This window comes from Streptomyces sp. NPDC004539, assembly GCF_040610055.1.
Lineage (GTDB): Bacteria > Actinomycetota > Actinomycetes > Streptomycetales > Streptomycetaceae > Streptomyces.
The window spans coordinates 202,296-214,967 of the sequence record NZ_JBEXLS010000007.1 but is presented as its reverse complement, the minus strand read 5'-3'; the positions used below and the strand labels follow the sequence as shown (position 1 = coordinate 214,967).

The window sequence follows — 12,672 nt, the reverse complement described above, 5'->3', positions numbered from 1 at the left end:
GCCGTGAAAATTGAGGGAGAGCCCGATGTCAGCAGCCGAAGGTCCGCTCGTCGTCGGCGTGGACTCGTCCACGCAGTCGACCAAGGCGCTCGTCGTCGACGTGGCGACCGGCGAGGTCGTCGCGAGCGGTCAGGCCGCGCACACGGTCTCCTCGGGGGCCGGGCGGGAGAGCGACCCGCGCCAGTGGTGGGAGGCGCTCCAGGAGGCGCTCAGGCAGTGCGGTGAGCCCGCGCGCGAGGCCGCGGCGGTGTCGGTCGGCGGGCAGCAGCACGGCCTGGTGACGCTGGACGGCGACGGCGAGCCGGTCCGCCCCGCCCTGCTGTGGAACGACGTCCGCTCCGCCCCGCAGGCGCGGCGGCTGACGGAGGAGCTGGGCGGCGCGAAGTTCTGGGCGGAGCGCACCGGTTCCGTCCCGGCGGCCTCCTTCACGGTCACCAAGTGGGCGTGGCTCGCGGAGAACGAGCCGGAGGCGCTGCGCGCGGTGAAGGCCGTACGGCTGCCGCACGACTACCTGACCGGGCGGCTGACCGGCGAGGGCACCACGGACCGCGGGGACGCCTCCGGGACGGGTTGGTGGGCCTCGGGGACGGAGGGCTACGACGAGGAGATCCTCGCCCACGTCGGCCTCGACCCGGCGCTCCTGCCGCGCGTGGTGCGCCCCGGCGAGGTCGCGGGCACCGTCCGGGACCGCCGCGGCCTGCCGTTCGCCAAGGGCACCCTGGTCGCGGCCGGCACCGGCGACAACGCGGCGGCGGCCCTCGGCCTGGGCCTGCGCCCCGGGGCACCCGTCCTGAGCCTCGGCACCTCCGGAACCGTCTACGCCGTGTCGAAGCGGCGCCCCGCCGACCCGACCGGCACGGTGGCCGGTTTCGCCGACGCGCACGGCGACTGGCTCCCCCTCGCCTGCACCCTGAACTGCACGCTCGCCGTCGACAAGGTCGCAGCCCTCCTGGGCCTCGACCGGGAGGCCGTGGAGCCCTCCACCGGCGTCACCCTCCTGCCCTACCTGGACGGCGAGCGCACCCCGAACCTCCCGAACGCCTCCGGCGTCCTGCACGGCCTGCGTCACGACACGACCGCCGGCCAGCTCCTCCAGGCGGCCTACGACGGCGCCGTGCACTCCCTGCTGGGCGCGCTGGACCTCGTCCTCGACGAGGACGCGGACCGCTCCGCGCCGCTCCTGCTGATCGGCGGCGGTGCGCGGGGCCGCGCCTGGCAGGAGACCGTACGACGCCTCTCCGGGCGTCCCGTACAGGTCCCCGAGGCCAAGGAGCTCGTCGCCCTCGGTGCCGCCGCGCAGGCCGCCGGGCTGCTCACCGGGGAGGACCCGTCGGCGGTGGCCCGGCGCTGGGGCACCGCGCGGGGGCCGGTCCTGGAGGCGGTCGCCCGGGACGAGGCGGCGCTGGAACGGATCTCGGGGGTGCTGCGGGACGCCGGGGGGCTGTTGGGCGAGCGCTAGGCACGGGCTTGCGGAAGGCACGGGCTCGCGGAAGGCGCGGGCTCGCGGAAGAGCAGGTCCCCTGCCCGCACCCCTCCCTGCGCCCCTCCCCGCACCCCTCCCTGCCGCCGACAGTTCAGGACACCTGACCGTCGGCACCACGGCCGGCTCTCACCCCGCCTCCCGCCCGGTGCAGCGCGCCAGCGCCTCCGCGGCCTCGCGGGTGCGCGGGTGGTCGCCGCCCTGGACGCGGGTCATGTCGGCCAGGAGCGCGGTGAGAAGGGCGGCGGCCTCGGCGCTGTCGCCCGAGAGTTCCAGGAGTTCGGCGCGTTGCTGGCGGGTGCGCAGCGCTCGCGGGTGGTCGGCGCCGAGCACGCCGTCGACCCTGGGCTGGAGTGCGGCCAGCTCCGTGAGCGCCGTGGCCGGCTCGCCGGCGAGGCCGCGCCAGAAGTTCAGGTTGACGCGGTAGGTGAGCGTCGTCGGATGGTCGGCGCCGAGCGCGCGCTCGGCGTCCTCGGCGGCGGCGGTGAACTCCTCGACCGCGAGCCCCCGGTCGCCCGCCAGGCCCCGCCAGTAGGCGAGGTTGTGCCGGGCGATGAGCGTGTCCCGGTGGAGGCGGCCGACAGCGGACTCCAGGCGTGCCACCGCCCGCAGGTAGATGTCGACCGCCGCGCGCGTGTCGCCCGCCTCGCCGGTCCACCTGCCCAGGTCGGTGAGGGCGCTCAGCGTGAGCGGATGCCCCGGGCCGTACCGCCGCTCCAGCACCTCGACGAGAGCGGCGCAGGCGTCCCGCGCGCCGATGGCGTCGCCCGCCAGGCCGCGGCAGAGAGCGGCATGACTCTGCGCGTCGATCACCAGGGCGTGGTCCGCGCCGAGTCCGTCGGCGGCCCGGCCTGCGAGTTCGGTGAAGTCGTCCAGGGCGGCGGCCACCGCGCCCTCCTCCATCCGGAAACGGGCCTCGTGCAGCCGTACCGTCAGGGTGTCGGGGTCCCTCGGGCCCAGAATCCGTTCGGCGTCCCGGCGGATGTGTTCCAGCTCCGCCCGGGTCGACGCCGCGTCCCCCAGTTCGCCGGCGGCCAGGGCCACGCGGCAGCGCAGGTACAGGACGTCGCGGTGCTCGTCCCCGAGGTGGGCGCGTGCCGGTGCCAGTAGTTCCTGGCAGACGTCCCGCGCGGCCAGGTCTCGGCCCAGTCCGGCCAGGTAGGGGCCGATCCGGCGCAGGACGGGGTGCATGCGCCCGTCCCCCAGCAGGTCGAGGCCCGCCGTCCGGCGCAGGGCTTCGACGCTGCGGTACAGGCCCGCTTGCGTCTCGGGCTCGTACGCGCACTCCGCCGTGGCCGACCAGAGTTCCTCGACCGCGTCGGCGGCGGCCACGGCCAGGCGCGGCCGGAGCTGCTCCGGCACGCTCTCGCGCGCCGCGCGCTGCACGAGGGCGTGCACCTCGACCGAGGCGGGTGTGCGAGAGGGGTCGTGGGTCACCAGGCTGAGCCGGTGCAGGGCCCGCAGCGAGAGGAGCACGGCCCGTTCGGCGTGGCCGTCCCCCGCGCGCACGATCCAGCGGCGAGCCGCCCGCGTGTGCAGCAGCGCCTCCGTGATGCCGTCCGGTGCGAGCATCGACAGAAGTTCCAGGGTGGCTCTGGCGCTTCCGGCGGGCGCGAGTGTCTCCGCCCGGTCCAGGGCGAGCTGCCAGGCGGTGGCCACGGTTTCGCCGTGCTCGTCCGCCGGGGAGGTGGCCGGCAGCAGATCGGAGAGCGTCTGCCGCTGGTCGTCGAGGAGGCGGCGGTACGTGGTCAGGGGCATGCCGGTGTCGATGAGGAACGCCGCCGCCTGGGACAGGGCGAGCGGGAAGTGTCCGAGCCGGTCCGCCAGGGCGCGCAGGTCCCCTGTGCCGTCCTCGTCGGCCGTGAGCCGTGAGCGGAGGTAGTCGACGGCCTCCTCGGGGGCGAAGGTTCCGACCGGCACGATCCGTGCGGACGGGCGGATCAGCGCCGCGTCCCGCCGACGGGTCGTCACCATGCTCTTGCCGTGCTCACCGGCCGGCCGGACGCCCCGCAGGTCGGCCGGGTCGTCGACGTCGTCCAGGACCACGAGCCATGGCCGCGTCGTCGTCCGCAGCCAGGCCGTGAAGAGGTCGGCCTGTGTCTCGTCGTCCCAGCCGCTTCCGCTCTCCCCGCCCGCGACCACCCGCCACGCGCGCGCGTACGTCGTGAAAACGGACTGGCGGGACGAGGCGGGCACCCACACCCGTACCCCGCCGGGCTGCCGGAACCGGTGGAAGGCCGCCGCGGCGAGCTGCGACTTGCCGACTCCGCCCGCGCCGGTGAGGACGACCTCCCGCACCGCGTCGTCCTCCAGCGCCGCGTCGATCGCGCCCGACAGGGCCGTCCGCTCCCGCAGCGAGGCCGCGTCGCTCGGCGGGCGGCCGATGACCACCTCGTCGACGGTGGCCGCGGGACGCGGCGCGGGCATTGCGGCGGCGCGGTCCTCACAGGCCGCGCGCCACCGCCGCTCCCAGTCGGCGATCGAGGAGCGCGGACCGGCGGGGCCCGCCGCCGACTCGACGGCGCGTACCAGGGCGATCACGGCGTGGAAGTCACGGGGCACCGACCGTCCGCTCAGCCACTCGCCGAGGCGGCGGGCGTTGACGTCGACGCGGCGCCCGGACGGCAGGGCCGTACGGCTCGCCCGGCGGGCCAGCACCTCGTCCGACAGATCCGGCACTCGGCGCCGAAGCCGCGTCAGCGCGTCGGCGAACGCCGCTCTCGGTGACTCCGGGGGCTCCGGCTCTTCCATCTCAGCGATCTTAGGCGGAACGCCCTGGGGACGGGAGCCTGTTGCGGACTCCCGGTCCGGCCCGCTCCGGGGACTTCCCGCACCGCCACCCCACCCGGTCCGACCTGCTCCGATGCCCTCCGGGGAGGGCACACGCGCGGCGGGAGGAAGCACCGGCGGCCTACGGTGCGGCTCCATCAGGCCCGACGAGCGGAGGCAGTGACATGGCACAGCAGCAGACGAACGGCAGCCTCGCCGGATGGAGGGCCCTGCTCCTCGTCGGAGTGCTCGGCAACGCGTTCGGCCTCGTCGCCGGGGCACCGGTCGTCACCCTCGTCGCGGCCCCGCTCGCGATCGTGGGCCTGATCGGCCTGATGGCGGCACGGCGCCGGCAGCAGTCTTAGAGAGCGGCACTCTCTACGGAGGAGGGGGACGACGATGCTCGCGTACTCGGGTCTGGGATGTCTGCCGCCGGCGCTGCTGGGCGCCTTGACGGCCGTCTGGTTCGCCGTCGCCGACGCGCGGGACGGCGACTGGGCGACCGCGTGTCTCGTCGCCGTTCCGATCGCCCTGGTGTTCGGCCTGGTCAACCTGGTGGCGGCCGTGGCCTGCAACCGTACGGAGGCGCCGGACCAGGTGCCGGGGAGCGACGAGACGGTGTGGAGTTCCCGGCACCGGGCGGGCGGGACACCCCTCCAGAGCTTCTCACCGTACTTCCTGGCGGCGGCCGGTCTCCTCCTCGCCGGCTGGACGCTGCAATGGGTGCACTGGCCGGTAGCCGTGGCCGGGTACGGCGCCCTGACAGCCCTCTACTACGCCCTGCCGTACTTCCGGCGACGCCCGCCGAAAGCCGTCACCGTGGCCGAGCGGGGAGCGTTCGCGCGGGCCCGTGGATGGGCGTTCCAGGACCGGCTGCCGTCTCTCACCCGGCGGTGGAAGCCCGGCCCTCTGCAACGGCTGTCAGCCACTCCGGCCGAGGTGCTGAACGCCCCGCCCCGGGCCGGGCTCCGGGCCCCCTTCGCGGTGATGTCCGGCACCCACGAAGGCGTGCGGTTCACGGTCGCGGACGCCTTCGAGCCCGAACCCTTCGCGCCGTTCCCGGCCTGGCAGCACCACCATGTGACCGTCTGCGCCGTGCATCTGGACGCGGCCTTCCCTTCCGTCCGGGTCGCGCTGCGGGGCCGCCGCAACCGGTACGCCCTGGAGATCGAGACCCTGCGGCCGGACTTCGCCGAGGCACTGGTCACCGAGGAGACCGTGCGGGCGATGCTCGACACGGGGACGAGGGAGTGGTCGGTCCAGGGGCGGGACGTCCTCACCGTCCTCAGGGACCAGCCGGACGACCCCCAGGACGGCGGCACCGGCGACGATCCGGCCGACTACGACCTCGACGCCGTCCGTGCGGTCGAGCGGCTCGCGGCCCTCGTCGCCCGGCTGCCCGCCGGTCTCGCCCCGTGGGCGCAGGAGGCCCTGCCGGATCTGCCGCTGAAGGGTTGACGGCGAGGGTTTCCGGGTAGCCCGACGGCTGCCGCGCCCTCAGCGGACCGCCCAGGTCACCGCCGTCGTCACGAGGAACACGACGGCTGCCGCGAGCCAGACGACAAGGGGGGTCGGCCATGAGCGCGTGGCCGACGCCGGCTCCTCTCCGCCTCGGGCTCCTTGGACTCCTTGAGCGCCGTGGACTCCATGGGCTCCTTGGGCTCCTTGGGAAGACAGCGCGTCCGCGAAGTCCCGCGCGGTGCGCGGACGGTCCTCGGGTTCCACGGACAGAGCGGCGCGCAGAAGGGCGTCGACGCCTCTCGGGACTCCCAGTTCCACGGGGATCGTCGGTGACGGCGGCGGGGTCTGCGTCGCGAGGAGGGTCGCGCGACCGCCGGGGCCGAAGGGCTTGTGCCCGGTCAGCAGCTCGTAGGTGACGACACCGAGGGCGTACACGTCGGCCCTCCCGTCGAACCCGCCGGTCTGGAGGGCCTGTTCGGGTGCCATGTAGGCGGGCGTGCCCGTGGTCACGGTCAGCCCCGACGCGTCCGCCAGTCGCTTCGCGCTGCCGAGATCAGCGACGAGTACGGCGGCAGGTGTGCGGCCGGCGTCGATCAGGAGGTTCGACGGCTTGACGTCACGGTGGACGACGCCCGCGTCATGGAGCACCTGCACGGCGTATCCGGCCTCGGCCGCCAGCCGGAGCGCCTCCTCGGGCCCGCAGTGCCCGACCTTCTCGGCCAGCGTGCCGCCCCGGACGTAGTCCATGACGAAGAAGGGGCGGTCGTCCTGGACACCGACGTCGTGCACGCGCACGACACGTGGGCTGGCGATCCTCCGCAGCAGCCTCGCCTCCGCCAGGAACCGCTGCCGTACGTCGGCGTTCGCGGCCCAGTTGTCGGCCAGGACCTTGACCGCGACGTCCGTGTCGAGTTCGGGGTCGTACGCCCTCCAGACGGTCGCGAACGAACCGGCTCCCAGTCTGTCTTCGAGGAGGTAACGACCAAGCTTCCGCATGCGGCGACATTCTGCCCGAGGCGTCGGCCGGGAACTGCGGGGTGGTCGGGTGGAGTCCAGGTCAGTGGAGTGCGGGGTCGTGCGTGAACGAGGGGGAACGGGATGATCGACGAGGACGAGCTGACGCGGCTCGTGGCGTGCGCGCAGGCAGGTGACCGGGCGTCCCTGGAGCGCCTGCTGACCAGGCTCCGCCCCACGGTCGTACGCCGCTGCTCCCGTTTCCTGCCGCACCACGCCGACGCCGAGGAGGCCGCGCAGGACGCTCTGCTGTCCATCAGCACCCATCTGCACGACTACAGCGGACGGGGCTCGTTCCTCGGGTGGGTGACCGTGATCGCCTCGAATGCCGCCAGGTCCACGTACCGCTCGATGCGCCGACGGGCGGAGGACAGTCACGCGTTCCTCCCCGAGGGCGCCGATCCCCGCACCACGAGCGTCATCGCGGGCACCCGCCTGGACCTGATGGACTCGCTGACGGCGCTGGAGAAGCGGCATCCGGCGCTGGTGGAGTCCTTCGTGCTGCGCGATCTGGGGGACCTGACGTACGCGCAGGTCGCGGAGGCGACCAACGCTCCCCTGGGTACTGTCAAGGACCGTATCCACCAGGCTCGCCGCTTCATGCGGGACCGTCTCGCCGATGACCGCTGAGACGTCGCGCGGCCTGGGCGACAGGGAGGGGGCGCCGCCGTGCGCATCCGGACGATCGCCGTCATCCTGACGGCCGCCGTCGGGCTCGGTCTGCTGACGGGCCGGTTCGTGCTGCCCGCCCGCTCGACGGCGGCCGACGCTGTGGCGTCTCCATCGGGTACCCCCTCGACTGGGGCGAAGCCCGCCGATGGCCCTGTGACGGACAGGAATCTGCTGACGCCGGACGCGTTCGGGCTCTCGCAGCGCGTCCACGTGCGGGACCGGTTCGGGGACGGCAGGTACGCGAACGCGGCCTGCGCCGGGGAGAAGACCCTCAGCCAGACCCTGGGAGGGCCTGGCGCGCACTTCCGCGGGTTCGTGACGATCGAGAACACGGACCCGGACGACCCGACGCTGGCGGTCGACCTGAAGGATCAGGTGGCGCGCGAGGTCGCCGCCGACGCCGGGACCGCGACGCTGGCGCAGAACTTCGCCGAGCGCCTGCTGCTGGAGGAGGTGCCGTGCCAGACGGAACCGGCGGGCCACTGGGTGTACGGGCCGACGCGCACGATCACCGTCGCTCCGGGTGTCACCGCGAGCTGGATGGGCACCTACGGCGGTGACCTGAACACCACGGGGGCCGCGCCGCGCGGCAAGGAGCCGTGCGGCGGCATCGCCGTGCTCCGGAGCGGCTCCCACTACGGGGTCCTGGAGGTCGGCGCCTGCCTGGACACGGCGGCGATGACGCGGATCGTCCGTACGGCCGTGACACGGCTCTGAAGCCGTCCCGAGCCCACCCCGGCGAGTGACCCAGATCACACCCCTTGCCGCGACTTTCCCTCCAACATCTCGCGGACCTGCGGCATCTCCCTGGTTGTACGACGCCAACCGCGTCACCACCGGACAGGAGACGAGATGTTCGACATGTTCGACCACCAGGCAGCCGGCAAGAGGTCCTCGCGTCGCGGTCGCACAGCGGGAGCGGTCGCCACCGCCTGCGCCGCCCTGATCGCGATCGCCGTCGGCACGCACCCCGCCGCCGCGAGCGCCACCCCGTCCGCCGAGCCCTCCCTCGGCACCGGCAACCTGTTGCAGAGCGAGGACCTCGTCCGACAGGGCCTGTCCCCGGTCGGCGCGACCGTGGCCCTGACCGGCGAGCAGTCCCTCTCCGCGTGCTCCGGCGAGGAGACGATGCGCACGCTGACCAGGGGGAAGAGCGTCGCCTACGCCGAGGCGGCCTGGTCGTTCGCCACCAAGGGCACCCTGCTGACCGAGTCCGTCGCCGCCGGTTCCACGGCCACGTCGGCGGCATCGTACGAGGCGCAGCTCAACAAGCTGGTGCGCGGCTGCCAGAACGAGCCGGCGGGGCACTGGTACTACGGCAAGGCGCACGCGTTCACCGTCGAGGACGGCCGGGGCAACTGGTACCCGTCCTACAACGGCGACGGCGAGGCCGCCGGTGGTGTCGCGGTGATCCGCAGCGGTCTGCGCGTCGGCATCGTCGAGCTGACCGGCACGCCCGGTGCCACCCCCGGCCACGTGGCCGGCATCGCCACCGGCGCCGTCCACCGGCTGGCCGGCTGATCCCGTCGCACGGGACGAGGGCACCCGGAGCAACTGGGGTACTGTCCAGAAATGGCCCGTCAGAGGGCACGCGGGAGGGGGAAGGATCACGAGGGGGCGGGGCGGCACCGGAGCGCTCCGCACAGCCGTACGTCACCGGGCTGCGGAAACGACAGGGACAGGGCAAAACTGGGTTGATATCGGAAGAACCTCGACGGACTCCTGACCCGTCGGCCGAAGGACGCCCCCGTATGACCGCCCCGCTGCACGACCCCCGTCCCACCGCCGCCGGCCGGGTGTCCTCCGACACCCAGCAGGGCATGCGGCGGCGCAACCTCGCGCGCGTGATGCACGCCGTCAGCGCGGAGGGATCGCTGTCCCGGGCGGCGGTGGCGTCCCGGATCGGGCTGACGCGGACGGCCGTGTCGACGCTGGTGGACGAGCTGATACGGGCCGGGCTCCTGGAGGAGCTGGGCCCGGAGCGGCCGGGGAGGGTGGGCCGGCCGGGGTCGGCGCTCGCGGTGTCCCGGCGCGGCCCCGCGGGGATCGGCGCGGAGATCGGCGTCGACCATCTGGCGGTCTGCGCGGTCGACCTGCGCGGTGAGGTACGCGCGCGTGCCGAACGGCAGGGCACGAACCGGGGCCGCTCCCCCGGTCCGGTCGTCGCGGAGCTGGACGAGCTGGTGCGGGGTGTCGTCGCGGAGGCGCGGGAGCAGGGGCTGTGGGCGGCCGGGCTCGCCGTGGCCGTCCCGGGGCTGGTGGCGCGGGACGGGCGTACGGTCGTGCGCGCGCCGAACCTCGACTGGCACGACGTCGATCTCGGCGGGCTGCTGCCCGGGGAGCCGGCGTTCACCGTGGACAACGAGGCCAATCTCGGGGCGCTCGCCGAACTCTGGCTGGGCGAGGACACCCCGGACGACTTCCTGCACGTGTCGGCCGAGATCGGGATCGGCGCGGCGGTCGTCGTGGACGGCGGGCTGCTGCGGGGGAAGCGGGGGTTCGCGGGCGAGCTGGGGCATGTGCCGGTGCATCCCGACGGGCCGGAGTGCGTGTGCGGCGGGCGGGGGTGCCTGGAGCAGTACGCCGGGGAGGAGGCCGTCCTGCGGGCGGCCGGTCTGGCGCCGGGCGGTGACCGGGTCGGGCTGCTCGCGGGGCGGGCGGCGGACGGGGACGAGGCGGTGCGGCGGGCGCTGCGGGAGGCGGGGACGGCGTTCGGGATCGCGCTCACCGGAGCGGTGAATCTGCTGGACCCGGAAGGGGTCGTCCTTGGCGGGGCGCTGGCCGGGCTCGCGCCGTGGCTGCTGCCGTCGCTGGAGGCGGAGTTGGCCAGGCGGACGGCGGGGCCGGTGTGTCCCGTGTCGGTGTCGCGGCTGGGGTCGGAGGGGCCGTTGCTGGGGGCGGCGCACTCGGTGGTGCGGGGGGTGCTGGACGATCCCGTGGGGGTCGGGGCCGGGGCTGGGTGAAGCGGAGCCGGTCCGGTGTGATCATCGGGCCTCGGGGCGAGGAGAAACGATCCATCTTGTGGACAACCCCCGCCTGCGGAAGCGGAATTACTCCTTTCGAGTGAGCGCGTTATCCACAGGCCCTGGTCTGTCCACAGATTCCCGAAGGGCCCACTTGCGGGTTGCCCGGCCGCCGTACGGTGTGATCACACGCACCGCAGCGGCGGGGCGGCGAACTTCCCCGTGACAGAAGGGCCTTGTATGAACCGAGCCAGTCCTCTCCCCGGCCGGCGGCAGCTGCTGAAGGGCGCCGCACTGGCCGCGGCCTCGGCCGTGGTGCTGCCCGAGCCGAGAGCCGGAGCGCAGACGCAGGCCGCCGACTACCCGTCGGCTCTGTGGGCGCCGGCCGTCGCCGCCAACTACACCGTCTCCGACCGCCCTTCCCCTCGGCATCCCGTCGACCTCGTGGTCGTCCACGTCACGCAGACGTCGTTCGACAAGGCCCTGACGATCTTCCAGAACCCGAAGAAACGCGTGTCCGCGCACTATGTGGTCCGTTCCTCCGACGGCCGGGTCGCCCAGTGCGTGCGGGAGGCGGACATCGCCTGGCACGCGGGGAACTGGGAGTACAACGCGCGCAGCGTCGGCATCGAGCACGAGGGCTGGGTGGACCGGCCGGCCTATTTCACGGACGCGCTGTACGAGCACTCCGCGCGGCTCACCGCGGCGGTCTGCGACCGGTACGGCATCCCCAAGGACCGGGCGCACGTCATCGGCCACTACGAGGTGCCGGGCAGCGACCACACGGACCCGGGCCGCGACTGGGACTGGGCGCGGTACATGAGACTCGTCGCCCAGGTCTGAGCGGCCCGATCCGGGCGAGTGGTGCCGCGACGGTTGTCGGCGTGCGCCCCCGGAGTGACGATGGCCGAAAGCACGCCCGACGCGCGGCGAACAGCGCCGTCCCAGCACCCCGCACCGCCCGATCCCACCTTCCGGGAGGCCGAGTTGACCGATCTCTGGGTGGCCCTGGAACCCGGGGCCGACCCCGCCGAGCGGGTCCGTACGCTGCGGCGGGCGCACGAGACGTTCACGGTCGCGGGGACGGTCGCGCAGCCGGTGCGCCGGGTGGTCGCCGACTCGTGGCGGCGGTCCGCGCGGGCCGGAGTGGGGCCGGACCGCACGGCGGACGTGGAACTGTCGGAGGGCGCGCTCGGGGCCTACCGGGCGGAGCATCCGCTGGCGCCGGTGATGCCACTGCTGCGGGAGCTGATGGCGCCCTTCGCGGCGGACGGGGCGCATCTGCTCGCAGTGTGCGACGCGCACGGCCGGCTGCTGTGGGTCGAGGGGGACGCGGCGGTCCGGCGGAAGGCGGGGCGGATGAACTTCGTGCCCGGCGCGCGGTGGGCAGAGAGCGCGGTGGGGACGAACGCGCCGGGGACGGCGGTCGCGGTGGACCGGCCGGTGCAGGTGTTCGCGGCGGAGCACTTCACGCGGCAGGCGCAGCCCTGGACCTGCGCGGCGGCCCCGGTGCACGATCCGCGGACCGGGCGGGTGCTCGGCGCCGTGGACGTGACGGGCGGGAACGCGCTGGCGCATCCGCACAGCCTGGGGTTCGTGCAGGCGGTGGCGCGGGCGGCGGAGGGGCAGTTGGCGCTGCTGGCGCGGGACCGGCCGGCCGTCGAGTCGTCCGAACTGGCGGCGCTGGGGCGGGACGAGGCGCGGTTGACGGTGGACGGCAGGCAGGTGCGGCTGAGCCGACGGCACAGCGAGATCGTCGTCCTGCTGGCCCGTCACCCGGAGGGGCTGACCGGGGACGAGTTGCTGTGCGCGCTGTACGAGGACGAGTCGGTGACGCCGGTGACCCTGCGCGCCGAACTGGCCCGGCTGCGCGGGGTGCTGGGCCCGGAGCTGCTCGCCTCACGGCCGTACCGGCTGACCGTCCCGGTGGAGTCGGACGTCGCCGTCGTGGAACGCAGGCTGGCGGCCGGCGCGGTGACGGCGGCGCTCTCCGCGTACGGCGGCCCGCTGCTGCCGGCCTCGCGGGCACCCGCGGTGACGCGGCTCAGGCGGCAGCTCGCGGACGGGGTGCGGGCGGCGCTGATCGCGGGGCGGGACCCGGACCTGCTGACCGACTGGGCGCACGCTCCGTGGGGTGAGGACGACCTGGAGGTGTGGCGGGCGCTCGCGGCGGTCCGGCCGACGGCGCCGGTGCGGGCGCGGCTCGCGGCGCTGGAGGCAGAGCTGACGGGGACGGGAGGCTGGGAGCTGTAGGGGCGGGGGCGTGGCTCGCGGCGTCCGGTGCCGGTGCGGCGCGCAACGTCGGTGCAACGT

11 protein-coding genes are annotated in these 12,672 nt (G+C 74.5%); 9 read left to right on the top strand and 2 right to left on the bottom strand.

The window, feature by feature from the left end:
• Positions 1-25 precede the first annotated feature (25 nt).
• Positions 26-1,459, top strand: a complete 1,434-nt coding sequence (gene xylB, locus ABZX85_RS17320) for a xylulokinase (protein WP_355868520.1) — start codon at positions 26-28, stop codon at positions 1,457-1,459.
• Positions 1,460-1,609: 150 nt separating this feature from the next.
• Here xylB and ABZX85_RS17315 read toward each other — a convergent pair whose 3' ends face one another.
• Positions 1,610-4,231, bottom strand: coding sequence for a tetratricopeptide repeat protein (locus ABZX85_RS17315; RefSeq protein WP_355868517.1), 2,622 nt, complete (start codon positions 4,229-4,231; stop codon positions 1,610-1,612).
• A gap of 203 nt (positions 4,232-4,434) precedes the next feature.
• Between ABZX85_RS17315 and ABZX85_RS17310 the strand changes: the two genes are divergently transcribed.
• Both ABZX85_RS17310 and ABZX85_RS17305 read left to right on the top strand, forming a co-directional pair.
• Positions 4,435-4,614, top strand: coding sequence for a hypothetical protein (locus ABZX85_RS17310; RefSeq protein WP_355868514.1), 180 nt, complete (start codon positions 4,435-4,437; stop codon positions 4,612-4,614).
• Positions 4,615-4,648: 34 nt separating this feature from the next.
• A complete protein-coding gene (locus tag ABZX85_RS17305; protein WP_355868511.1) occupies positions 4,649-5,707 on the top strand; it encodes a hypothetical protein in 1,059 nt (352 codons plus the stop codon).
• A gap of 39 nt (positions 5,708-5,746) precedes the next feature.
• Here ABZX85_RS17305 and ABZX85_RS17300 read toward each other — a convergent pair whose 3' ends face one another.
• The gene (locus tag ABZX85_RS17300) at positions 5,747-6,706 is read right to left on the bottom strand and encodes a serine/threonine-protein kinase (RefSeq protein ID WP_355868508.1); all 960 of its coding nucleotides are present in this window, start codon (positions 6,704-6,706) and stop codon (positions 5,747-5,749) included.
• 102 nt (positions 6,707-6,808) lie between these two features.
• Between ABZX85_RS17300 and ABZX85_RS17295 the strand changes: the two genes are divergently transcribed.
• The 6 genes from ABZX85_RS17295 (at position 6,809) to ABZX85_RS17270 (ending at position 12,612) form a co-directional block, all read left to right on the top strand.
• Positions 6,809-7,354: an RNA polymerase sigma factor gene (locus tag ABZX85_RS17295; RefSeq protein WP_355868506.1), complete on the top strand. Its 546-nt coding sequence runs from the start codon at positions 6,809-6,811 to the stop codon at positions 7,352-7,354.
• 39 nt (positions 7,355-7,393) lie between these two features.
• Positions 7,394-8,113 carry a hypothetical protein gene (locus ABZX85_RS17290; protein ID WP_355868503.1) on the top strand — a complete coding sequence of 240 codons (720 nt, stop codon included), beginning with the start codon at positions 7,394-7,396 and terminating at the stop codon, positions 8,111-8,113.
• 135 nt (positions 8,114-8,248) lie between these two features.
• Positions 8,249-8,917, top strand: coding sequence for a hypothetical protein (locus ABZX85_RS17285; RefSeq protein WP_355868500.1), 669 nt, complete (start codon positions 8,249-8,251; stop codon positions 8,915-8,917).
• Positions 8,918-9,147: 230 nt separating this feature from the next.
• The gene (locus ABZX85_RS17280; protein WP_355868497.1) at positions 9,148-10,359 is read left to right on the top strand and encodes an ROK family transcriptional regulator; all 1,212 of its coding nucleotides are present in this window, start codon (positions 9,148-9,150) and stop codon (positions 10,357-10,359) included.
• Positions 10,360-10,599: 240 nt separating this feature from the next.
• Positions 10,600-11,202: an N-acetylmuramoyl-L-alanine amidase gene (locus ABZX85_RS17275; RefSeq protein ID WP_355868494.1), complete on the top strand. Its 603-nt coding sequence runs from the start codon at positions 10,600-10,602 to the stop codon at positions 11,200-11,202.
• Positions 11,203-11,346: 144 nt separating this feature from the next.
• Positions 11,347-12,612, top strand: a complete 1,266-nt coding sequence (locus ABZX85_RS17270; RefSeq protein WP_355868955.1) for a GAF domain-containing protein — start codon at positions 11,347-11,349, stop codon at positions 12,610-12,612.
• Positions 12,613-12,672: the final 60 nt, after the last annotated feature.

Bases quoted from the DNA above. Each gene is read 5' to 3' on its own strand.
- xylB (WP_355868520.1), top strand. From the start codon at position 26: ATGTCAGCAGCCGAAGGTCCGCTCGTCGTCGGCGTGGACTCGTCCACG.
- ABZX85_RS17315 (WP_355868517.1), bottom strand. From the start codon at position 4,231: ATGGAAGAGCCGGAGCCCCCGGAGTCACCGAGAGCGGCGTTCGCCGAC.
- ABZX85_RS17310 (WP_355868514.1), top strand. From the start codon at position 4,435: ATGGCACAGCAGCAGACGAACGGCAGCCTCGCCGGATGGAGGGCCCTG.
- ABZX85_RS17305 (WP_355868511.1), top strand. From the start codon at position 4,649: ATGCTCGCGTACTCGGGTCTGGGATGTCTGCCGCCGGCGCTGCTGGGC.
- ABZX85_RS17300 (WP_355868508.1), bottom strand. From the start codon at position 6,706: ATGCGGAAGCTTGGTCGTTACCTCCTCGAAGACAGACTGGGAGCCGGT.
- ABZX85_RS17295 (WP_355868506.1), top strand. From the start codon at position 6,809: ATGATCGACGAGGACGAGCTGACGCGGCTCGTGGCGTGCGCGCAGGCA.
- ABZX85_RS17285 (WP_355868500.1), top strand. From the start codon at position 8,249: ATGTTCGACATGTTCGACCACCAGGCAGCCGGCAAGAGGTCCTCGCGT.
- ABZX85_RS17280 (WP_355868497.1), top strand. From the start codon at position 9,148: ATGACCGCCCCGCTGCACGACCCCCGTCCCACCGCCGCCGGCCGGGTG.
- ABZX85_RS17275 (WP_355868494.1), top strand. From the start codon at position 10,600: ATGAACCGAGCCAGTCCTCTCCCCGGCCGGCGGCAGCTGCTGAAGGGC.